Origin of the sequence: Nocardiopsis alkaliphila YIM 80379 (assembly GCF_000341005.1) — a bacterium.
Classification (GTDB): domain Bacteria; phylum Actinomycetota; class Actinomycetes; order Streptosporangiales; family Streptosporangiaceae; genus Nocardiopsis; species Nocardiopsis alkaliphila.
The window spans coordinates 62,276-84,005 of sequence record NZ_ANBD01000031.1 but is presented as its reverse complement, the minus strand read 5'-3'; the positions used below and the strand labels follow the sequence as shown (position 1 = coordinate 84,005).

Below are 21,730 nucleotides of genomic sequence, written 5' to 3'. Positions count from 1 at the left end.
AACGTGTCGGTCCGACCGGACGAACAGGGCGCGCTGGAGCCGCCCGTGGACACCCGCCGTCCCCCGAAGTTCCAGGAGGTTGAGGATGGATCCGATCTACAACGGAGTTCCCGCTGATCGGTTGCGGGTCACTTGGACCAAGAGCAGCTGGAGCAATCCCGATGGGAACTGCGTCGAGGTCGCCTCCCTCCCCGACGGTGACATCGCCGTCCGAAACTCCCGGGACCCCCGAGGCCCCGCCCTCGTCTACACCTCCGCCGAGATCGAGGCATTCGTTCGAGGCGCCAAGACCGGGGAGTTCGACGCTCTCTTGGGCTGACCTCCCCCGCACCGACCACGTCCCCCTCCAAGACCTGTCCAGGAGGTGTGTACGCCGCGGCCGATACGGTCCACTCCCGTGCCGTCTCGGCCCCACCCGTCCACGGCGTACACACGCACGGAGCCCGGCACCAATCCAGGTGCCGGGCTCCGTGGGTCTCAAAGACCGTGTGAGGGCCCACCGTAAGGGGCGACGGGCCCTCACCAGGCCCGGTGCCGTCTCAGCCGAGGTTCACCTCGTCGCGACGGTCCCCACCCGCCCCGGGTAGGACGGGCGGGGTCCTTCACGCTCACAGGCGGGTGGGATCCACCAGACCGTTGTCGCCCACCGGGGCCCGTTCCCACGGGAAGTGGGTGGCGCCCAGGGCCGGCTTGAGGTCGAACAGCCAGGCCGCCTTCTCGTCGTACTTGGCGAAGAACGGCTTGCCGACCAGCTCCGGGTCGCGTGCCTGGATGAGGTGGAGGACGAAGACCTTCTCTCCCGCGATCTCCGTCACCCCGTCCACGCACACCTTGCCCGGGGTGGCCGACATCGACGGCCCACGGACCGTCCGAGCCAGGCCCGAGACCTTCTGGTAGGCACCACGGAAGATGTCGTAGGCCTCGGCCAGCGGCACCGCGAAGTAGTCCTGTGGGCCGGTGTCGCGCTCCACGAACATGTAGTACGGGACCATTCCGTGCCGCAGGTGCGTCCGCCACATGCTCTCCCAGATGGCGGAGTCGTCGTTGATCGTGCGGATCAGCGGCGCCTGCGTGCGGATGACGGCGCCGGTCGCACGGATCCGACGCACGGCCTCCTGCACGAGCTCGGGACGCATCTCGTTGGGGTGCGAGAAGTGCGCCATGAACGCGAGGTTCTTGCCGGAGGCGACGACCTTTTCGAACAGGCGCAGTGTGTCGTCCGCGTCCGGGTCGGTGGTGAAGCGCTGCGGCCAGTAGGCCAGGGCCTTCGTACCGATACGGATGGCCTCGAGGTGCTCGATCTCCAGGAGCGGCTCGATGTAGCGGGAGATGACCCCCTCTCCCATGATCATCGGGTCGCCACCGGTGAACAGGACGCTGGTGACCTCGGGGTGCGAACGCACGTACTCGACCATCTGGTCGATCTCGCCCGACGCGAACTTCAGGTCGGCGTCACCGACGAACTGCGCCCAGCGGAAGCAGTAGGTGCAGTACGCGTGACACGTCTGCCCCTGCTTCGGGAAGAAGAGCACCGTCTCCCTGTACTTGTGCTGGATACCAGGGAGGGGCTCCTCGTTACCCGTGGTGGGTACGTTGAGGTCCATCTGACCCGCGGGGTGCGGGTTGAGCTTGGCCCGGACCTGGTTGGCGGCCTCGTTCAGTTCCTTGCGACCGGCGCCCGAGCTCAGCAGGTCGGCGATGCGGGCGACGTCCTCCGATGGAAGCATGTCCGCCTGGGGGAAGACCAGACGGTAGATCGGATCGTCAGGAGCGGCATCCCAGTCGATGAGCTCGTCGATGACGTAGCTGTTGACGCGGAACGGCAGCACGTTCGCCACCGCCTTGACCGCGAGCTGCTCGTCTGCGGCGAGACCGGCTCGCGCCGTGAGCTCGTCGAGGTGCTTCGTCGTGTAGGCACGAAACCGACGTCCGGCGGACGGGGACTGTGCCACGTCTGGCGTAACGCTCACGTCTCTCCTCTCTGGGGTCGCAGGGCTCCACCAAGGCAGCCCTGACCGGGTGGCTCCGGCATACGGGTACCGGTTGACCACCTAGGGGTGAAAATTCGGTTGTCTCCTGTGCACGGAGTGTGCCGTGCACCTGAGCCGACAAGCGGGCATACCCCGATAAGGGACTTTGTACCCGCTTAGTGCTAAATCCAAGTCTGACCTGGACATATTGAAAGTATCCTCGCACGAGTACCGGGAGGCACCGTACGCGAACACGACGAGGGTGACGCGATACGATCCCCGAACTGTGAGGAACCAACCGACGATGAGTGGCACATCCGGCGCGCAGACGCCCACTCCGCGCACGTCACCGCCGGTCATCGCGGTGGACGCCATGGGCGGCGACAACGCGCCTGGGGAGATCGTGAGTGGAGCGGTCACGGCCGTCCGTGAGTTCGGTCTCCGTGTCCTCCTGGTCGGTCGGCGCACCGAGATCGCCGCGATCCTGGCCGAGGAGGGTGCCCTACGCGAGGTTCCGGTGGTGCACGCCGAGGACAGCATCGCGATGGACGAAGGTGCCCTCGCCAGCTGGCGGCGACCCCGTTCCAGCGCCGCGGTGGCCTGTCGGCTCATTCGGCGCGGTGACGCGGACGCCCTGGTCTCGGCCGGCTCCACCGGGGGGATCGTGGCGACCTCCACCGTCCGATTGCGCACCCGGTCGGGGATCCTGCGCCCGGCCTTGGCGGTGACGCTTCCCACCCTGCCCACCCCCACGATCCTGGTGGACGCCGGCGCCAACGCGGACGCCAAACCAGAGATGCTCGTCCAGTTCGCACACCTGGGCTGTGCCTACGCACAGACGGCCTTCGGTGTCCCCAACCCCCGTGTGGGGGTGTTGACCATCGGTTCGGAACCGGGCAAGGGCAACAAACTCGTCCGCCGCACCGTGGAGTTGCTGTCCGAGGGTTCGGAGATGGACTTTCGCGGCAACATCGAAGGCCATGACCTGCTCACCGGGAAGGTGGACGTGGTGGTGACCGACGGGCACACCGGTAACGTGGCGCTCAAGACCGTCGAGGGCACCGCGAGGTTCACCTTGAAGACCCTGAAGGAGAGCATCACCTCCTCCCCCCTGGCCAAGGCGGGCGCGGTGTTCCAGCGAAGGGCCCTGCGCGGCCTCCACGCACGTTTCGACAGCGAGACCTACGGGGGAGCCGCCCTGTTGGGCCTGAACGGCACCGTGGTGATCGCCCACGGCGACAGCCACCCCAGCGGCATCGCCCACGCCTGTCGACTCGCCCACGACCTGGCGGGTGGGGACCTAGGTGACCGGATCCGTCGTCGGGTCCCCCAGCGTTCACCCCACTGGCTGCACCGACGCGGCCAAGAGGAGCCCTGAGGGACCCCACGCCCCTCGGCCATGTCAGCCCTTGGCCGGGTCGCCTCCGAATCCGCGGACGTACTCCTCCTGCTCCTGGGTCTCCACCGCCAGGGACGAGTAGTTCTCCCGTACATAGGCGACCGCGTCCCGCGGGGGGATCCCGTCCAGTACCGCCAGGCACGACAGGGCGGTTCCGGTTCGCCCACGGCCTCCGAGGCAGGCCACCTCCACCCTCTGTTCCCCGGCTTTGGCCAAAGCCTCTTCGAAACAGGTCCGGGCACTCGCGTCGTCCTCGGGCAAACCGAAGTCCTCCCACCGGACCCAGTGGGACCTCCACTGGACCGTCGGCGGCTCGGTGTCCAGCAGGTACAGCGCGAACTCGGGCCGAGGCCCGGCCGGAAGGGGTAGGGCCATACCACGGCCGCGAACCATACGGCCGGACGGCAGCCGCATGACTCCGGGGGAGGCCGGGTCCCACAAATGGTTCCTGTCTCTCATGCTGCGAGCCTAGACATTCGCCCGTGCCCGACACAGCCTCCGAAGGTCCTGAATGCGGACCGGGCCATACCAGTAGGGAACGGTGTCGCCGGTCGGTACGCTTGAGGGCATGGCCGACCCGCAGGAAGTACTCTCGCGACGGGTCCAGTCCGCCCTCGGTGCCGCCTTCGGTCCCGAGTTCGCCGACACCGACCCCGTCATCCGCCCGTCCCAGTTCGCTGACTACCAGGCGAACGCCGCACTCGCGCTCGCCAAGCGCCTGGGCCGAAAGCCCCGCGAGGTCTCCGCGGCGATCATGGAACACCTGGACGTGTCCGACGTCTGCCGTGACGTCGAGGTCAGTGGACCGGGTTTCATCAACCTCACGCTCCGCGAGGACTGGATCGCGGACCAGGCCAGGGGGCTCCTGGACGACGATCGTCTGGGCGTGCCCCTGCAAAGGCCACTGAACATCCCGCTCGACTACTCCGCACCCAACGTGGCCAAGGAGATGCACGTCGGGCACCTGCGCACCACCGTGGTGGGCGACTCCCTGGCCCGCACCCTGGAGTTCTTGGGCCACAACGTCATCCGACAGAACCACATCGGTGACTGGGGCACCCCGTTCGGCATGCTGATCGAGCACCTACTGGAGGTCGGCGAGGCCTCACCAGAGGCCGACCTGCTCACCACGGACCCCAACGCCTTCTACCAGGCGGCCCGAAACAGGTTCGAGGCATCCGGTGAGGGCCCTGACGACTTCGCCGCCCGGGCCCGCCGGCGGGTGGTCCGTCTCCAGAGCGGTGACGAGGAGACGCTGCGTCTGTGGCGCGAGTTGGTGGGTCTGTCCAAGGTCTACTTCAACAAGGTCTACACCAAGCTGGGTGTGACCCTCACCGACGACGACCTCGCCGGGGAGAGCACCTACAACGCCATGCTCGGCGACGTGTGCGAGGAGTTGGAGTCCAAGGGCATAGCCGAGATCAGCGACGGGGCCCTGTGCGTGTTCTTGGAGGGTTTCACCGGCCGCGAGGACAAGCCGCTACCTTTGATCGTCCGCAAGAGCGACGGCGGTTACGGTTACGCCACCACGGACCTGGCGACCGTCCGCTACCGGGTGAACGATCTCAAGGCCGACCGGATCCTGTACGTGGTGGGCGCTCCGCAGGCCATGCACTTCAAGATGGTGTGGGCCACCGCCCGCAAGGCCGGCTGGCTCCCGGAGGACGTGGAGACCACGCACGTGCAGATCGGCAACGTGCTGGGATCGGACGGCAAGATCCTGCGTACCCGCAGCGGTGCCCCACTCCGGCTGATGCAGCTGCTGGACGAGGCGGTCGAGCGGGCCGCGGCCGTGGTCGCCGAGAACCGCCCGGACCTGGACGCCGAGAGTCGGGCCGAGATCGCCCGTAAGGTCGGGATCGGTGCGGTCAAGTACGCGGACCTGTCGGTCTCGCATGACACCGAGTACGTCTTCGACTTCGACCGGATGTTGGCGCTGACCGGTAACACCGGCCCATACCTGCAATACGCCCAGGCCCGGATTCGCTCCATCTTCCGCAAGGGCGGGGTGGACCCGACCAGGATCGATGGCCGGATCACCGTCTCAGAGGGCGCCGAACGCGACCTGGCTCTCAAGCTGCTGGGCTTCGGCCCGGTGGTGGAACAGGTCGGTGAGCTGCTCCAGCCGCACCGCTTGTCCACGTACCTGTTCGATCTGGCGCAGACCCTGACGACCTTCTACGAACACTGCCCGGTACTGACGGCCCAGAGCGACGCCGAGCGCGAATCGCGTTTGGCGCTGGTCGCCGTGGCGTTGCGGGTCCTGGTCCAAGGCCTCGACATGCTCGGGGTGGAGGCGCCCGAGCACATGTAGGACCGAACCTTCGCGGGGGCCGAGGCACAGACCTCGGCCCTTTCGTATGTCCGGAACCGGCCGTGCCGGCCATGCGCGGAGCGTACGAGAACAGTCCCCAGACGGCGTGAAGTCACTGGTCATGACCTTTTCGGACTTCACCGAAAGAAGCGAGTCGAATCTCTCGTCGCAGGTGGGGGCGGAACTCGGGCCGGTGGTGGGGCGTCACACCTAAGGTATGTGGACGAAAGGTTCATATAGGACAAAAAGGAAGCAATAGTACATGACGCCCACCCCTGCGACCTTCGGCCCTGGAGCCGGCACCTGGTACCTGGACCCGCTGCACTCAAGTCTGATCTTCGTCGCTCACTACCTGCGTTTCGGCCGTGTCCAGGGAACCTTCGGTCAAGCCCACGGCCTGGTGAACGTGACCGACAACCCCACGTTGTCCTCCGTCGAGGTGGAGATCGACACCGCCAGTGTGAACACCGGTGTCAAAGCCAGGGACGACCACCTCCGCTCCGTCGACTTCCTCGACGTGGAGCGCCACCCCAAGTCGCGCTTCATCGGCACCGGGTTGGAACCGAGCCGCCGACGGAACTCCTTCCGTCTACACGGTGACCTGGAACTCCATGGCCAGGTTCGACCGATCACCCTGTCCACCGCATGGATGGGTGAGGCCCCCGACTACGTGTCTCCGGACGACACCTACGGGCACTTCTTCTCCGCCACCACCCGGCTCAGCCTCTCCGAGTTCGGCATCGGTGACGGTGGCGCGCTTCCCTGGGGAGGCAGGCTGGTCGGCGACTCGGTCGACATCGTGTTGGAGGTCCGTCTCCAGAGCCAGGACCCCGCACCCTTCCTGAAACAGATCGGGCACACGCCCTGAACCGTTCCGGGTGCCGTCCGCACCCAGGACCATCAGGGCGTGTGCCCGAGGAAGAACCCTCGTCTCAGCCCCTGAGCAGGGCCTCCACCTCATCCCGTGAGGCCATCGACGAACTGGCTCCGTGCCGCCCCACGGAGATCGCGGCCGCGGCGGCGGCGAACTCCATGGCCTCCCGAGGCGTACGCCCCTCCGCCCGGGCGACCGCGAAGGACCCGCAGAAGGTGTCCCCGGCCGCGGTGGTGTCCACGGCCTTCACTCGACGGGCGGCGACCGCCACCGGTTCCTCACCGCGACGCCCGTACAACGAACCGTCCTCGCCCAAGGTCAGCAGCACCTCGGGGACCCGTTCCAAGAGCGCGGCCAACGCCGCACCCGGCTCGTCGTGTCCGGTGATCGCGGCCGCCTCGTGCTGGTTGGGGACCAGCACGTCCACGTTGGCCAGCAGTTCGTCGGGGAGCTCACGCGCGGGCGCGGGTGTCAGGTAGACCGGCACGCCCGCCTCTCGGCCCAGGCTCGCTCCCGCCAGCACCGCCGCCATGGGCAGTTCGAGCTGGAGCAGCAACGCGTCGGCTCCGGCCACCAGTGTCCGGTCGGCCTCGGGAACACCGGTGACCTCACCGTTGGCCCCGGGCACCACGGTGATGCGGTTGCCACCGCCGCTCTCCACCACGATGTGCGCGATGCCGGACACCCCGGGCACGGTGTGCAGGCCGGTGGTGTCGATGCCGGCCGCCGTCAGGTTGGCGCGCAGTTGAGCACCGAAGGCGTCGTCACCGACGGCGCCGAGGAAGGACACCCGGGCCCCGGCCCGCGCCGCCGCCATCGCCTGGTTGGCGCCCTTGCCTCCGGGTATCTGCCGGAAGTCGGTACCACTGACGGTCTCACCACGGTTCGGAGCCCGGTCCGCGTAGGCGACCAGGTCCATGTTCACGCTGCCCAGAACAGCGACGCGCGACATGTTCGGATTCACGTTCGTGCTCACTTCTTCTCTCGGTCCACCGGCCGACCATCGGCGCCGTCGAGGGCGACGATGACCGGGGCGTGGTCGGAGGCACCCTTGCCCTTGCGCTCCTCGCGGTCGATGCTCGCTCCACTCACTCGGGCCTCCAACGCCGGGGAAGCGAGCACGAAGTCGATGCGCATCCCCCTGCGCTTGGGGAAGGCCAGTCCCTTGTAGTCCCAATAGGTGTACACCCCGGGGCCCGGCGTGTGCTCACGCACGACGTCGACGAAGCCGGCCTCCACCAGCTTGGCGAAGGCCGTTCGCTCGGGTTCGGTGACGTGGGTGAGCCCGTCGAAGGCGGCCATGTCCCACACGTCCTCGTCTTGGGGAGCGACGTTGAAGTCACCCACGTAGGCGATCTGCGCTTGGGGATCCTCGGCCAGACGAGCGGCGCCGGCCTCGCGTAGGGCCTCCAGCCAGCGCAGCTTGTAGGCGTAGTGGGGGTGGTCGATCTCACGCCCGTTGGGCACGTACAGGCTCCACACCTGGACACCCGCGCAGGTGGCGGCGATGGCCCGGGCCTCGCGCTCTGCGGGCTCACCGTAGCCGGGTTGGCCGGGAAAGCCGATCCGGACGTCGTCGAGTCCCACACGCGAGGCGATCGCGACCCCGTTCCACTGGGAGAGGCCGTGGTGGGCGACCTCGTAGCCGCGATCGGTGAAGACCGACGCGGGGAACTGGTCGTCGCGGGCCTTGGTCTCCTGGATGGCGACGACGTCGACGTCGCTGCGATCGAGCCAGGCACCGATCCGCTCCGCCCTGGCACGGGCACTGTTCACATTCCATGTCGCGATACGCACAGCCAAAGGCTAGGTCATCACGCCGACGCCCTGGTCTGATCCGCTCTCGGAAGCACCGCGGCCCATGGGGGGCCACCTCACCCCACGCCGTTGGAAAACCACCCAGGACTTTCCCGGCCAGAGAAACCCCGGTGCGGCCGTCCTCCGCACCGGGGTTCGCGCGACTCCCGGCACATGCTCGGTTGGTTTCCGTCGCGTCTCGTTGGACGGTTCACCCCCCTGATGGGTTCGCATTGCGCGCAAGGTTTTTTCTCGCAAGGGTCGAGGACGTCGTCCTTTCCTCGCTGAACTGCGGATACCACCGGATCTTCCGACCCGGTTTCTCCGAAGGCGGTCCTTGTGTCCTCGCGTCGGGGGAGCGACCCATGGGTAGGTTCGTGATTCAAGACACGGCGACTCTCGTTTCGAGGTGACGCTCATATGTCCACGGTCGAACCCGATGCCGGTAGCCGACGAACCTCAGCAACCGAGAGCGACGAGCGCCGGTCCCGTCAGGTCGCCGAGCAGGCCCGCCAAGGCGACCGGACCCGGCCGAGCTTCGCCAAGGAGCTGTACCTGGGCCGGTTGGACCTGGACCTGGTACATCCCTTCCCTCTCCCCGACGAGGAGACCCGGCTCAGGGGTGAAGCCTTCCTCACCGAGCTACGGCGGGTCTGCGAGGGCATCGACCCCCAGCGCGTCGAACTCGAGGAACGTATCCCTGACGAGACCATCACCGCGCTGCGCGGGATCGGCGCGTTCGGAATGAAGATCTCCACCGAGTACGGCGGGTCGGGCCTCGGCCAGGTGTACTACAACCGGGCCCTGACGCTGGTCGGTTCGGTCTCCCCCGCCATCGGCGCGCTGCTCTCCGCCCACCAGTCCATCGGTGTGCCCCAGCCCGTCGCCATGTTCGGCACCGAGGAACAAAGACGCGCCTTCCTGCCCCGGTGCGCCGCCGGCGCCATCAGCGCCTTCCTGCTCACCGAACCCGACGTCGGCAGCGACCCGGCGCGGCTGCGCGCCACCGCCACACCCAGCGATGACGGTTGCGAGTACGTACTGGACGGGGTCAAGTTGTGGACCACCAACGGAGTGGTCGCCGACCTCCTCGTCGTGATGGCGCGGGTACCCCAGAGCCCTGGGCACCGGGGCGGGGTCACCGCGTTCGTCGTGGAGGGCGACTCGCCCGGCGTCACCGTGGAGCACCGCAATCGCTTCATGGGGCTGCGTGGTCTGGAGAACGGCGTCACCCGACTGCACCGGGTGCGGGTGCCCGCCGCCAATCGGATCGGTGAGGAAGGGCACGGACTGCGCATCGCCCTGAGCACCCTCAACACCGGTCGCCTCTCCCTTCCCGCCCTGTGCGTGGGCGCGGGTAAGTGGGCCACCAAGATCGCTCGCGAGTGGTCCCGCGAACGTATCCAATGGGGGCGGCCGATCGGCGGGCACGAGGAGGTGGCCAAAAAGCTGTCCTTCATCACCGCCACCACCTACGCCATGGAGGCCATGCTGGAACTGTGCGGCCACATGGCCGACGCCGGGCGCAACGACATCCGCGTCGAGGCCGCCATCGCCAAGTTGTGGGGGTCGGAGATGGCGTACCGGATCGCCGACGAACTCGTCCAGGTGCGCGGCGGGCGCGGCTTCGAGACCGCCGACTCGTTGGCCGCGCGTGGTGAGCGCGGTGTCCCCGCCGAACAACTCCTCCGTGACCTGCGCATCAATCGGATCTTCGAGGGTTCCACCGAGATCATGCATCTGTTGATCGCCCGTGAGGCGGTCGACACGCACCTGTCCGTGGCCGGAGGGCTCGTCGACCCCGACGCCGGCCGGGCGGACAAGGCACGGGCCTTGGCCCAGGCGAGTGCCTTCTACGCCACATGGCTGCCGACCCTGGTCGTGGGTCAAGGCCGGGCTTCGTCGGCGTTCGCCGAGTTCGGACCGCTCTCACCCCACCTGCGATTCGTGGAACGCGCCTGCCGCAAATCGGCTCGTTCCACGTTCTACGCGATGTCGCGCTGGCGGGGAAGGCTCGAGACCAAGCAGGGCTTCCTCGGCCGTATGGTGGACATCGGGGCCGAACTGTTCGCGATGAGCGCCGTGATCGTGCGCGCCCGCGCCGACGTCGACGCCCACCCCGAACGCGGCAGGACCCCCCTCGAATTGGCGGACGTGTTCTGTCGTCAGGCCCGACTGCGCGTCGACACCCTCTTCGAGGCCTTGTGGTCCAACACCGACGACCTCGACGGCAGACTCGCCCGCCGCCTCATGGACGACTCCTACACCTGGCTGGAGGAGGGAGTCATGGATCCGTCACTGCCCGGCCCGCTGATCGCCCCGGCCGAACCCGGCCCGTCCGAGAAGGCGAACCGGCACCGGCGCATGGGCTGAACACACTCCGCTCTGTCGTGGGCGAGGGCTAGCGTGGAACGCATGGTCCAACCACACCCCCGTCGCGACAGCGAGTTCTCCCCGGCCCAGGCCCGCAGGATCGCCCTGGCCGCCCAGGGCCTGGCCGACCCACGTCCCAAGGGCGCACCCACACTCGCCCACCTGGCCCGGGTACTGCGCAGGATCGGGATCCTCCAGATCGACAGCGTGAACGTGCTGACACGCAGTCAGTACCTGCCGGTCTTCGCCCGCCTGGGCGCCTACGACCCGGCCTTGCTGGACCGGGCGACCACCACGGACGCCGGTGCGAGCCCGGCCCGTCTGGTCGAGTGCTGGGCACACGAGGCGAGTCTGGTGCCACCCACGACCCATCGCCTGATGCGGTACCGGATGGAACGGAACCGGTCCCAGGAACGGGTGGGATGGATGAACGGCGTCCGCGAGGACCGGCCCGAGTTGGTCAAGGCGGTGCACGAGGAGGTGGCCCGAATCGGCCCGGCCACCGCACGCGAGGTCGAGGCGGCACTGGCCCATGACGTTCCCCGGACCAAGGAACACTGGGGGTGGAACTGGTCCGAGGTGAAGAAGTGCCTGGAGTACCTGTTCTGGATCGGCGACCTCACCTCCAACGGACGCAACGTCCAGTTCGAGCGTCGCTACGACCTACCCGAACGCGTGCTGCCCGCCGAGGTCCACGCGATGGCGCACCCCACCCCCGAGGAGGCGCACCGCGAACTGGTGTCGATCGCTGCCCGTGCCCACGGGATCGCCACCGAACCCGACCTGCGCGACTACTTCCGTCTCAAGGCCGCCGAGTCCCGAGCGGCCGTCTCCGACCTGGTGGAGAGCGGCGAACTGGTTCCGGTCACCGTGCGCGGCTGGAACCGGCCTGCCTACCTGCACAAGGACGCCCGCGTTCCGCGCAAGGTCGAGGCCCGCGCCCTGCTCAGCCCGTTCGACTCCCTGGTCTGGACCCGGGACCGCGCCGAGGAGCTGTTCGGTTTCCGCTATCGGCTGGAGATCTACGTGCCGGCCGCCAAGCGGGTGCACGGCTACTACGTGTTGCCGTTCCTGCTGGGCGAGGATCTGGTGGCCCGGGTCGACCTCAAGGCCGATCGTGCGTCGAAGACCCTGCTCGCCCGCCGGATCACCCTGGAGCGGGACGCCCCGACCGACACCATGTACGAACTGGTGGAGCAATTGGAGGAGATGGCCGCCTGGCTGGGACTGTCGAATGGGGTGGCCGGCGAGGGGCTCGGATCACCGACCCCCGAACGGTGACGACGAGCCGCGCTTCTCGTACCAGTGCGCCACATCCGGCTCCTGGAGCGGGGGGGAACATGTCCGGCCTCTTGGAGGAGATGCGGGTGATACTCCCTGATCTTGGAGCGCTTCGATCCCCACCGGTGAGCCCGGATCTGGCGAAACCGCCTATGTCACGATGTAGGACATGCCAGAGGTTTCAGACGTACTGAAGACAACGGCCCTACTCCCCGGAGCACTGTCCCTGCTCCTGATCACCGGTTGCGCCCAGGGCGGCGAGACGACCGAGGCGACCGAGACGACACCAGAAGAAGCCGACGTCGTGGAAGAGGTCGAGGAGCCCCAGCGTGAGTACGACACCCTCCCCCCGGACGGTGACCTCGCCTGGCTCATCCCGGAGGGCCTCCCCGAAGGAGCCCCCGAGGAAGACGCCTCGGTGGACGTCAAGGTCTACATGCGTGCCGGATGCAGCATCATTCTCGGCTTCATGGAGGGAAACGCCAAATACAGGGAAGAAGCGGGCCATAGTATTGAGGACAGCGCCCTGTTGTGGCTCACGATGTCGGAGTCGCCCCTGACCGATGATCTGGACGACACTCCCATCACCACACTCGACCCGGTCGAGTTCCCCACGGACGAGGGCGGGGTCGTCGAGTTCACCACCGTGGAAACCGTCAACGAGGAAACGGACGCCGGCTCCCGGGTGGGCGTCTTCTGGCACGGTGAGGACGAGCTGCGCTTCTCCCTCTCCTGCATCCATGGGGTCGGCCCCTGGAGCCAAGCGCAGGAGCCCCTGGACGAATTCCTCGCGGAACTACTGGTGCGGGCCCCCTGACCCGGACGGGCCGCGCCCAGAAGGTGCGCGGCCCGCTCAGGTCCAAGGATCAGACGCGTTCGATGATGGTGACGTTGGCCTGGCCACCGCCCTCGCACATGGTCTGAAGGCCGTAGCGGCCACCGGTGCGGTGCAGCTCGTTGACCAACTTGGTCATCAGGATCGAACCGGTGGCGCCCAGCGGGTGCCCCAGGGCGATGGCGCCGCCATTGGGGTTGACCTTGGCCGGGTCGGCGCCCAACTCGTCGATCCACGACATCGGCACCGGGGCGAAGGCCTCGTTGATCTCGGTGACGTCGATGTCGTCGATGCTCAGGCCGGCCTTCTCCAAGGCGATCTTGGTCGCCGGGATGGGCGCGGTGAGCATGTAGACCGGGTCGTCACCGACCAGGGAGAGCTGGACGATACGGGCCAGCGGGGTCAGGTCGTGCTGCTTGACGGCCCGTTCGGAGGCGATGAGCAAAGCGCCCGCGCCCACGGAGATCTGGCTGGCGACGGCCGCCGTCAGCTCCCAGCCCTCACGCAGGGGCTTGAGCCCGGCCATCTTCTCCAGGGTGGTGTCGGCGCGTACGCCCTCGTCCTGGGCGACCCCGGCGATCGGAGCGATCTGGGAGTCGAAGTAGCCGGCCTCCAAGGCGGCCGCGGCACGCTGGTGGCTCTCCAGGGCGAACCGCTCCAGCTGCTCGCGCTTGTAGCCCCACTTCTCGCACATGAGCTGGGCGCCACGGAACTGGGAGATCTCCTGCGTGCCGTAGCGCTCGTTCCAGCCCTCGCCGTACAGCGGGATGTCGTTGTCGATGGCGAACTGGGCGTTGGCGCCCATCGGCACCATGCCCATGTTCTCCACACCGGTCGCCACCACGAGGTCCTGGGTACCGGACATCACGCCTTGGGCGGCGAAGTGGATGGACTGCTGGGAAGAGCCGCACTGACGGTCGATGGTGACGCCGGCGACGGTCTCGGGCAGACCCGCCGACAACCACGCGGTGCGGGCCAGGTCCAGGGCCTGTGGACCGGCCTGGCTGACCACTCCCATGATGACGTCCTCGACGGCGGCGGGATCGACCCCTGTGCGCTCGACCAGTTCCTTGAGGACGTGCGCCCCCAGGTCCGCGGGGTGCACCGCTGCCAGCGCGCCCTTCTTGGTGCCGACGGGGGTGCGTACTGCGCCGACGATGTATGCCTCGGCCACGGGGTCCTCCAAGGGGCGGGGATGTGTCGTCCTACTTGAACCGAACTGTATTCGGTTTCCTTCCCCGGGCAAGACCCCGCCCCCGCCTTCGACCTCCCTTGGCAGCTCACGCGCACCGCGAGCTCACTCGGGCCCCTTCGTTCGCCCGAACCTGCCGGCGTCCTCGCTGTTGCCCAGGCTGTCCCCGGTGACCTTCTCCAACACCTCGACCACGTCGGGGTGCTCGTCCGGCCCGAAGTCGGAGAGCAGCGAGCGCAAGGCGGTGCGCTGGGCTTCGTACAGGCTCCGCACCGCGTCCTCGCCCCGACTGTTCAGTTCCCAGGGTTCTGCGTCACAGACCAGGTATCCGCCTTCCAGGAGTTCCGCGTGCACGGTCTCCCATCGTGAGACCGCTATCCCGGACATCCGGTTCAACTCGCCCGCGCTCAGCGGCCCTTTGACCCCCAGGTGGCTGAGCGCCCAACAGCCCTCGACGGACAGCTCCAGTCCAGCGGCCTCCCGCAGTCGCGCGTACATCGTCTCGGCGCCCTCCGCTCCGGCGGCCTCGTAGATCTCCTTCTCGACCTGGGCGAGCGCCGTGCGGCTCGGGGCCGCCACCGGCGAGACGCTCGCGTCCAGGTCAGGGGTACCGATGGTGGTGCGCAGCGGGATCTGTTTCAGGAACACCGCGAGCACCAACCCGACCACCGCCACCGGAACGGCCGTCAGGAAGACCACGTCGATGGCGTCGGCGTAGGCCTCCAGGAAGCCTGCCTGGTCCCGGGGCGGCAACCGGTCCAGGACCCTCGGGTCGGCCTCCAGGTCCATGGGCTCCACCCCCGGGGGCAACCGGATCTGCTCGGCGCGCTCGGTCAGGTTCGAGGCGAGTTGTCCGGCGAAGACCGCACCGAACACCGCGGTGCCGAACGAACCACCGATCGACCGGAAGAAGGTGGCCGACGAGGTGGCCACGCCCAGGTCGTCGTAGGAGACGGCGTTCTGCACCACTACGACCACCACTTGCATCACCAGCCCCAGCCCCACACCCAGGACGAAGAAGTACGCGCTCATCTCCACCAGGGAGCTGTCCGGCCCCATCCGGGACATCAAGAACAACCCCAGGGAGGTCATCGCCATCCCCGCGATGGGATAGGGCTTGTAACGCCCGGTGTGGGTGACCAGGACACCGACCATGACCGAGGTGACGAGCATCCCCAGCACCATCGGCAGCAGGTGCAGTCCGGAGGCCGTGGGCGAAAGGCCGTGCACGACTTGGAGGAAGAGGGGCAGGAACGCCAATGATCCCATCATCGCGAAACCCACGCAGAACCCGATGCCCATGGCGACGACGGTGGTCGAGTCACGGAACAGTCCCAGTGGGATGACCGGGTCGGAGGCCCTGCGGGCGGTGGACCACCAGCCCACCCCCAAGGCCAGAGCGCCCACCGCCAAGGAGATGATCTGCCAGGACAGCCACGGATAGAGGTTGCCGCCCCAGGAGGCGATGAGGGTCAAGCACACCGCTGTGGCGGCGACCAGGACGATCCCCGCGTAGTCGATGTTCTGTCGGTGGGTGGTCGATCGGCTCGGCAGGAAACGCAGCACCGTCACGAAGGCCAGTAGGCCCAGGGGCAGGTTGACGTAGAAGACCCAACGCCAGGACAGATGGTCCACGAACAACCCGCCCAGCAAGGGACCGGCGACACTGGAGATGCCGAAGACCGCCCCGAAGAGACCCTGGTACTTACCACGTTCGCGCGGGGAGACCACGTCACCGATGATCGCCGAGGCCAGCACCATCAGCCCCCCACCTCCCAGGCCCTGAAAACCACGGGCGAGGATGAGCTGGAGCATGTCCTGGGCGATCCCGCAGAGCATCGAGCCCACCAGGAAGATGGCGATACAGGTCAGGAACAGCTTCTTGCGACCGAACTGGTCGCCGAGCTTGCCCCACAGCGGGGTACTGGCGGTGACCGCCAAGAGGTAGGCCGTGATCACCCAGGACAGGTGGTTGAGCCCTCCCAGCTCGGAGACGATCGTCGGCAGGGCGGTGGAGACGATGGTCTGGTCCAGCGCCGAGAGCAGGACGGTGAGCATCAGGGCGCTCATGATCAGCGCTATCCGACCGCCGTGCTGGTCGTTCCGTTCCCTCCGGTCGGCGGTACCGCCGCGGACCATCGAATCGCCTCCCCTGGCCACAGTGGACCGCGTCCGGCCCGCTGTGGCCACACTAGAAACTCCTTTCGGTCCACCTACGAGGAACCGCCCACACGAACGGGAACTTTGCCCCGACTTGCCCCCCGATCTTCAAAACCGAATTTGATTCGGTTACCGTGTGAGGACACAGTGACGCCCGACACCCTCCGGAGCAGCGCATGAAGCGGGAACTCTTCGACGCCGACCACGACCTCTTCCGGGAATCGGTCGCCGAGTTCCTCAAGAGAGAGGTCGTCCCCTTCCACGCCCAGTGGGAGGAGGACGGCGTCGTCCCCCGCGAGGTATGGACCAGGGCGGGTGAGGTCGGCCTCCTCGGTCACGGTGTGCCCGAGGAGTACGGAGGCACCGGCCTCAACGACTACCGCTACAACCAGATCGTCAACGAGGAGATCTGTGGGGCCCACGCCAGCGGTCTCGGTTTCACCCTCCAAAACGACGTCATGGCTCCGTACATGGTCGGCCTGACCAACGATGAGCAGAAACGGCGCTGGCTCGCGGGCTTCGCGAGCGGCGAGCTGATCACCGCCATCGCCATGACCGAGCCGGGCACCGGTAGCGACCTCCAGGGAATCAAGACCTCCGCCGTGCGTGAGGGCAACGAGTTCGTCGTCAACGGCGCCAAGACCTTCATCACCAACGGCATCAACGCGGACCTGGTGATCGTGGTGTGCCAGACCGACCCGGAAGCGGGCTCGCAGGGCTTCTCCCTGATCGCCGTCGAACGCGGCATGGCCGGCTTCGAGCGTGGCCGCAACCTCGACAAGATCGGCATGAAGGCCCAGGACACCGCGGAGCTGTTCTTCGACGACGTGCGCGTACCCGTGGCCAACCTGATCGGCACTCAAGGGCAGGGGTTCATCCACCTGCTCCAGAACCTGCCCCAGGAGCGGCTGTCCATCGCCACCTGTGCGGTGGCCTCGGCCTCCTTCATGTTGGAACACACCATCGAGTACTGCCGGGAGCGCACCGCCTTCGGCCGCCCGATCGGGCGCTTCCAGAACACCCGTTTCGTCTTGGCCGAGTTGGCCACCGAAGTGGATCTGGGGCGTACCTATGTCGACCGCGCGGTCGAACTGCTCAATCGGGGTGAACTGAGCGTCGAGGACGCGGCCAAGGCCAAGTGGTGGACCACCGAGATGTGCAACCGGGTCATGGACCGTTGCCTCCAGCTTCACGGTGGGTACGGATACATGATGGAATACCCCGTGGCACGGGCCTGGCAGGATTCGCGCGTCCAGACGATCTACGGTGGCACCACCGAGATCATGAAGGAGATCGTGGGCCGGGGCCTGGGCCTGTAGAACCCCCACCTGGAAGGGTCCCGGTCATGAGCGGAGCGTGGGACGGCCTCATCGTGATGGGGCTGTTGATCATCCTGCTGATCCTCGGTGTTCGCAGACTCCGCCCCAAGGTGCACATCCCTTGGAAGACCAGTGCGATCGTGGTGGTCTTCATCTTCGTCTGCCTGCTGCTGTGGGCCTGGTCCTGGCGTTGACGCCCAAGGACCCGGAACGCACCGAAGGACCCATCTCCCCCCGAGATGGGTCCTTCGGCGTCCTGGGAAGCGGCCGGGCTCGAACGAACGATCCCGTAGGCGGGTGGGGACCGGCCGTTCTGGCCTCGGCCTCGATGGTCAGGCGTACGGGTCGGGGACGATCCCGTCGGGCGGGGCCTTGGGCGACGTACACACGTAAGCCCACCGGCCACCGGCGTCACACTCGTTGTGAGAATAGGAATTGGCGCTGTCCGGCTCGAACCGACTCAGGCGGTTTTCGTTCCACGTTCCCGAGGCGCTCGCCCCTTCGGCGGAACTTCCACCAGGGTCGGCGAGTATGCGCGAATGGCATCCCTGCGCGCCGGACTCGAAAGCGGATCGCCTTTTCTCTTCGGTCACACGGTAATGACCGGAGAGCGCCGAACGGGTTCGGATGAACATCGGGGCGAGGGGTGCGACCACCGGGCCGAAGGCCCCGAGGGGCACCGCACTCTTTTCGCCGCTAGACCTCGGGGAACGGAGAGAAGGGCCTGAGAACCCATAGGGACCTTGTTCCCCAAGGGTTGGGCCGAAACCCGAGTTCTGCCTTCTCTCCCCGGCGGACAATGTACGCACCACCGTTCTCACTGCGGGGACGACCGTTTACCACTGAATAAAGTAACCAGATGACTACGGATTGACAAGGCGTGTTCGGGTCATTTTTTTAGATCCGGAAAACAGGTTTGAGCCGACATGGCTCCCGACCAGGGAAAAGTGCTGAAAATTCGAATCGGGTACGATCAACGTCGATCAGGACTCACGGAAGTCCGAGCCAAGGACCCGGCTTGAAGCCGGCTATCGGCCGTGGGGCCTCGACCCGCGAAGCCATCCCCGGCTACGCCTGGTCGTCACCGGGCTCGTCCGCCTCGGCGTGCATGGGCATCTCGAACCACACGGCCTTACCGTCCGGGGTGGGACGCGATCCCCATCGACTGGCGAGCTGTTCCACCAGGTACAGGCCACGGCCGCCTTCGTCGTCGGCGGCGGCGCTGCGAATCCGAGGCAACCGCAGGTCGTGGTCGAAGACCTCCACCCACACGGTGTTGGCACCACGGCGCAACCGGAGCAGGAACTCCTTCTCACCGGGGTCGTTGCCGGACTCGTCCTCCTCCGCGACGGCCTCCAGCAGATCACTCCAGTCCTCGTCGAACTCATCGACGTCCCCGGAGGCCGGCGAAACCTCCGAATCCAACACCCCGACCCCGGTGAACTCCCGGTGCACGGGACGCGGGGTGGCGTGGATGACCACGTTGGTGACGATCTCCGAGACCAGCAGACAGGCGAGTTCCGCCTGGTCCCGGTCCACACCCCATTCCTTGAAGGTGTCGGCCGCCAGATGACGGGCCTCGCCCACGGTGGAGGCCTCGGAGGGGAACCAACCCTCACGTAGCGCCAGTTCCTCGGAGTGGGTGCGCACGACCAACAGTGCGGTGTCGTCCTCGAGTTCGCCCGGCACGCTGTACATGGCCGCCTCGGCGATCTGCTCGACGTCCTTGTCGGCGACCTCGGAGACGCGCTCGACCATCCGCGCCAGCGCACGTTCCGGATCGGCCTGGCCGCCCAGTGGTCTGCGGTCCACCAGACCGTCCGTGTACATCACCAGCGTCGCACCGGTGGGGAGACGCAGTTCGGCCTGGTGGTAGACGACGTCCTCGCCCGAACCGCCCTTGGCTCGCACGCCCAGCATTCGATCGGTGACCTCCAGGTCCAGGGTGTCCACGGAATCGGAGGTGACCAACAAAGGTGAGGCGTGCCCGGCGTTGGCGTAGGACAGTTCCCTGGACCAGGCGTCATAGACCATGTACAGACAGCTGACGCTGGGGATCCAAACGCCGCCTTCCCCGTCCGGGGTGCCCAACTGGCGGACCCATTCGTCGAGTTCGCGCAGGATGTCGGCGGGTTCGCGGTCGGCCTGGGCGAAGGCTCGCAGGGCCGCCCGGAGTTGACCCATGACCGCGGCGGCGTGCGGCCCACGGCCCTCCACGTCACCGATGACCAGCCCCACACGTCCGGCGGACAGCGGGATGGTGTCGTAGAAGTCACCGCCCACCTGGGTCTGCACCCCGTATCCGTGTGCCTGAAGAGGGCCGGCCGGGAGGTAGCGGTGGGCCACGGTCAGCCCGTCCAGGGCCGGAAACTCGCTGGGCAGCAGGCTGTTCTGGAAGGCCAGCGCGGTACTGCGCTCCTCCTCGAACAGACGGGCGTTGTCGATGGCCAGGGCGACCCGGGAGGCGATGGCGCCGATCAGATCCCGATCGAAGCCGCCGTAGCTGCTCTTTTGACGTGGGGACAGACCGGACAGGGCCAAGGTGAGCACGCCCAAGACCTCTCCACGTGCCCGGAGCGGGGCGGCGATGGCGGAGGTGACGCCGACCTGGCGGGAGACCCGGTCGGAGCGGTCGTTGGGCGAACTCTCGTACAGGTAGTCGCTGCTGACCACGGTCTCCTGGCGGCGCAGCGCCTGGGTGACGAAGTGACGTTCGGGGTAACGGACCTCGTCCCCGACGCCGAACCAGGTGTGGGGTGGCGGTGTCCAGCCCTCGGCGTGCACCGACACCTGCCTGATCAGACGTTCGTGGTCGTAGAGGTCGATGAAGCAGTGGTCGGCGAACTGGGGGACCAGGATTCCGGCCACGCCCTTGACCGTGGAGTCGAACTCCAGGGAACCGGCCAACCGGCTGCCGATCCGTTCCATCAGTCCGTACTGCTCTTCCACCCGGCCGCTGCGCAGGGCCTCGCGGGCGATGAGGGCGATGCCATCGATCTCGCCGTCATCGTCGAGCATGGGCACGGCCTGGGCCCGTACGTGGATCCAGGTGGAGTCGCCCTTGAGCACGGCGAACGTGCCTTCCCACGGTTGGCCACGCAGGACACGACGCGCCAACTGGGAGGCGTGTTCGCGATCGGACTCGTGGATACCGATGTCGAGCAGGGACAGGCCGACGTGGTCACGCCCGTCGGCGAACCCGAAGAGCTCGCGTGCGTACGGGTTCCAGTACCGCAGGAGACTGAACCGGTCGATGACGACGATGGCGATCTGTGCCTGATCGACGATCGCGGCCGTGGCGAGCGCGTCGCTCTCCCGGAAGGGCTCACCCCACCGTGTCATCTAGCCGCCACCTCGCCGTCATGAGCTGCATACATGCCTGCTCCGGGTACCCCGAACGACCGCACCTTGGAGCGAGCGTAGCAACATCGTCAACGTTCCCGCAGCGCATTGAGACAATCCCGATGAGCAACCAATCAACGTGTACGAACGCTTCACGGTTTGGCGACGAAGACGTGTCCGGCGACGTCGGCGGGCAGGTCCGTGTGACCATTCTCGCCGATGATCCGCACTCCGTCGTCCAAAGCCCGAAGCACCACTTCCTGTCCGGGTTGTACCCCGGATTCGCGCAAGGTGAGCATGATGTCGGCGTCCGGCTGGAGCTGTTCACTGATGCGACGCACGGTGACGGTGGTGTCCGTGTTGGACGCGGCGTCCACCATCGGCACGATGGAGTCGTCGGTGAACGGTTCGGGGGCGTAGCCCTTCAGGCCCAGCTCCTCCAGCCCCGGAATCGGGTTGCCGTGCGGGCACACCGAGGGGGCGTTGAGCAGCTTCACCAGGCGCTCCTCCACCGCTTCGGAGATGACGTGTTCCCAACGGCAGGCCTCGATGTGGACGTCCTCCCACGGAAGCCCGATGACGTCGACGAGCAACCGCTCGGCGAGTCGGTGCTTGCGCATGACGTGGGTGGCCAGTCTGCGGCCCTGGGGGGTCATCACCAGATGACGGTCGTTCTCGACCCGCAGCAGGCCATCGCGCTCCATGCGAGCGACCGTCTGGCTCACCGTGGGGCCGCTCTGGTGCAGGCGTTCGGCGATACGAGCTCGAAGGGGGACGATTCCCTCTTCCTCGAGCTCGAAGACCGTACGGAGGTACATCTCCGTGGTGTCGATCAGCCCGTGTGCGGTCAAGACTCCCCTCCCAAAGGCTCTGT

17 protein-coding genes are annotated in these 21,730 nt (G+C 67.2%); 9 read left to right on the top strand and 8 right to left on the bottom strand.

All coding sequences use genetic code 11. The features are described 5' to 3' along the window. Positions 1-85: 85 nt before the first annotated feature. Positions 86-319 carry a DUF397 domain-containing protein gene (locus tag D472_RS0104490; RefSeq protein WP_017603309.1) on the top strand — a complete coding sequence of 78 codons (234 nt, stop codon included), beginning with the start codon at positions 86-88 and terminating at the stop codon, positions 317-319. A gap of 289 nt (positions 320-608) precedes the next feature. Here the strand turns inward: D472_RS0104490 and D472_RS0104485 are convergent, their stop codons facing one another. Continuing rightward, a complete protein-coding gene (locus D472_RS0104485) occupies positions 609-1,952 on the bottom strand; it encodes a KamA family radical SAM protein (RefSeq protein WP_017603308.1) in 1,344 nt (447 codons plus the stop codon). A 322-nt stretch (positions 1,953-2,274) separates the two neighbouring features. On the opposite strand from D472_RS0104485, the gene plsX reads away from it, so the two are divergent. Continuing rightward, positions 2,275-3,348, top strand: coding sequence for a phosphate acyltransferase PlsX (gene plsX / locus D472_RS0104480; RefSeq protein ID WP_026117375.1), 1,074 nt, complete (start codon positions 2,275-2,277; stop codon positions 3,346-3,348). 24 nt (positions 3,349-3,372) lie between these two features. Here the strand turns inward: plsX and D472_RS0104475 are convergent, their stop codons facing one another. Continuing rightward, the gene (locus D472_RS0104475) at positions 3,373-3,828 is read right to left on the bottom strand and encodes a protein-tyrosine phosphatase family protein (protein ID WP_033303141.1); all 456 of its coding nucleotides are present in this window, start codon (positions 3,826-3,828) and stop codon (positions 3,373-3,375) included. Between the two features lie 109 nt (positions 3,829-3,937). Here D472_RS0104475 and argS point away from each other — a divergent pair, with 109 nt between their 5' ends. After that, positions 3,938-5,683: an arginine--tRNA ligase gene (argS, locus tag D472_RS0104470; RefSeq protein ID WP_017603305.1), complete on the top strand. Its 1,746-nt coding sequence runs from the start codon at positions 3,938-3,940 to the stop codon at positions 5,681-5,683. Positions 5,684-5,945: 262 nt separating this feature from the next. Further along, complete coding sequence (locus D472_RS0104460) at positions 5,946-6,551, top strand: YceI family protein (RefSeq protein ID WP_017603303.1); 606 nt, start codon at positions 5,946-5,948, stop codon at positions 6,549-6,551. Positions 6,552-6,615: 64 nt separating this feature from the next. Here the strand turns inward: D472_RS0104460 and D472_RS0104455 are convergent, their stop codons facing one another. Together D472_RS0104455 and D472_RS0104450 are read right to left on the bottom strand one after the other, a co-directional pair. Beyond that, on the bottom strand, positions 6,616-7,509 hold the full coding sequence (locus tag D472_RS0104455; RefSeq protein WP_033303153.1) for a ribokinase: 894 nt from the start codon (positions 7,507-7,509) through the stop codon (positions 6,616-6,618). Positions 7,510-7,529: 20 nt separating this feature from the next. Continuing rightward, positions 7,530-8,354 (bottom strand): exodeoxyribonuclease III, encoded by an 825-nt coding sequence (locus tag D472_RS0104450; protein WP_193373426.1) that lies wholly within the window; start codon positions 8,352-8,354, stop codon positions 7,530-7,532. Positions 8,355-8,774: 420 nt separating this feature from the next. Between D472_RS0104450 and D472_RS0104445 the strand changes: the two genes are divergently transcribed. The 3 genes from D472_RS0104445 to D472_RS0104435 all read left to right on the top strand — a co-directional run bounded on the left by D472_RS0104445 (position 8,775) and on the right by D472_RS0104435 (position 12,825). Next, positions 8,775-10,727 (top strand): acyl-CoA dehydrogenase family protein, encoded by a 1,953-nt coding sequence (locus D472_RS0104445; RefSeq protein ID WP_017603300.1) that lies wholly within the window; start codon positions 8,775-8,777, stop codon positions 10,725-10,727. Positions 10,728-10,769: 42 nt separating this feature from the next. After that, complete coding sequence (locus D472_RS0104440; RefSeq protein ID WP_026117374.1) at positions 10,770-12,008, top strand: winged helix-turn-helix domain-containing protein; 1,239 nt, start codon at positions 10,770-10,772, stop codon at positions 12,006-12,008. 169 nt (positions 12,009-12,177) lie between these two features. Next, positions 12,178-12,825 (top strand): hypothetical protein, encoded by a 648-nt coding sequence (locus D472_RS0104435; RefSeq protein WP_017603298.1) that lies wholly within the window; start codon positions 12,178-12,180, stop codon positions 12,823-12,825. Positions 12,826-12,874: 49 nt separating this feature from the next. On the opposite strand, the gene D472_RS0104430 is transcribed toward D472_RS0104435, so the two are convergent. Further along, on the bottom strand, positions 12,875-14,017 hold the full coding sequence (locus D472_RS0104430; protein ID WP_026117373.1) for an acetyl-CoA C-acetyltransferase: 1,143 nt from the start codon (positions 14,015-14,017) through the stop codon (positions 12,875-12,877). A 123-nt stretch (positions 14,018-14,140) separates the two neighbouring features. After that, entirely contained in the window at positions 14,141-16,174 is a 2,034-nt protein-coding gene (locus tag D472_RS0104425; RefSeq protein ID WP_017603296.1) for an MDR family MFS transporter, read from the bottom strand. 197 nt (positions 16,175-16,371) lie between these two features. On the opposite strand from D472_RS0104425, the gene D472_RS0104420 reads away from it, so the two are divergent. After that, positions 16,372-17,514, top strand: a complete 1,143-nt coding sequence (locus D472_RS0104420) for an acyl-CoA dehydrogenase family protein (protein ID WP_017603295.1) — start codon at positions 16,372-16,374, stop codon at positions 17,512-17,514. Between the two features lie 26 nt (positions 17,515-17,540). Beyond that, on the top strand, positions 17,541-17,708 hold the full coding sequence (locus tag D472_RS28565; protein ID WP_017603294.1) for a hypothetical protein: 168 nt from the start codon (positions 17,541-17,543) through the stop codon (positions 17,706-17,708). Between the two features lie 874 nt (positions 17,709-18,582). Here D472_RS28565 and D472_RS0104405 read toward each other — a convergent pair. Beyond that, complete coding sequence (locus D472_RS0104405; protein WP_017603292.1) at positions 18,583-20,856, bottom strand: ATP-binding SpoIIE family protein phosphatase; 2,274 nt, start codon at positions 20,854-20,856, stop codon at positions 18,583-18,585. A 152-nt stretch (positions 20,857-21,008) separates the two neighbouring features. Further along, complete coding sequence (locus D472_RS0104400) at positions 21,009-21,707, bottom strand: metal-dependent transcriptional regulator (RefSeq protein ID WP_017603291.1); 699 nt, start codon at positions 21,705-21,707, stop codon at positions 21,009-21,011. Between the last annotated feature and the right edge of the window lie 23 nt (positions 21,708-21,730).

Excerpts from the sequence above, each read along its gene's own strand:
- D472_RS0104490 (WP_017603309.1), top strand. The coding sequence starts at position 86 with ATGGATCCGATCTACAACGGAGTTCCCGCTGATCGGTTGCGGGTCACT.
- plsX (WP_026117375.1), top strand. The coding sequence starts at position 2,275 with ATGAGTGGCACATCCGGCGCGCAGACGCCCACTCCGCGCACGTCACCG.
- D472_RS0104475 (WP_033303141.1), bottom strand. The coding sequence starts at position 3,828 with ATGAGAGACAGGAACCATTTGTGGGACCCGGCCTCCCCCGGAGTCATG.
- argS (WP_017603305.1), top strand. The coding sequence starts at position 3,938 with ATGGCCGACCCGCAGGAAGTACTCTCGCGACGGGTCCAGTCCGCCCTC.
- D472_RS0104460 (WP_017603303.1), top strand. The coding sequence starts at position 5,946 with ATGACGCCCACCCCTGCGACCTTCGGCCCTGGAGCCGGCACCTGGTAC.
- D472_RS0104455 (WP_033303153.1), bottom strand. The coding sequence starts at position 7,509 with ATGTCGCGCGTCGCTGTTCTGGGCAGCGTGAACATGGACCTGGTCGCC.
- D472_RS0104445 (WP_017603300.1), top strand. The coding sequence starts at position 8,775 with ATGTCCACGGTCGAACCCGATGCCGGTAGCCGACGAACCTCAGCAACC.
- D472_RS0104440 (WP_026117374.1), top strand. The coding sequence starts at position 10,770 with ATGGTCCAACCACACCCCCGTCGCGACAGCGAGTTCTCCCCGGCCCAG.
- D472_RS0104435 (WP_017603298.1), top strand. The coding sequence starts at position 12,178 with ATGCCAGAGGTTTCAGACGTACTGAAGACAACGGCCCTACTCCCCGGA.
- D472_RS0104425 (WP_017603296.1), bottom strand. The coding sequence starts at position 16,174 with ATGGTCCGCGGCGGTACCGCCGACCGGAGGGAACGGAACGACCAGCAC.
- D472_RS0104420 (WP_017603295.1), top strand. The coding sequence starts at position 16,372 with ATGAAGCGGGAACTCTTCGACGCCGACCACGACCTCTTCCGGGAATCG.
- D472_RS28565 (WP_017603294.1), top strand. The coding sequence starts at position 17,541 with ATGAGCGGAGCGTGGGACGGCCTCATCGTGATGGGGCTGTTGATCATC.
- D472_RS0104405 (WP_017603292.1), bottom strand. The coding sequence starts at position 20,856 with ATGACACGGTGGGGTGAGCCCTTCCGGGAGAGCGACGCGCTCGCCACG.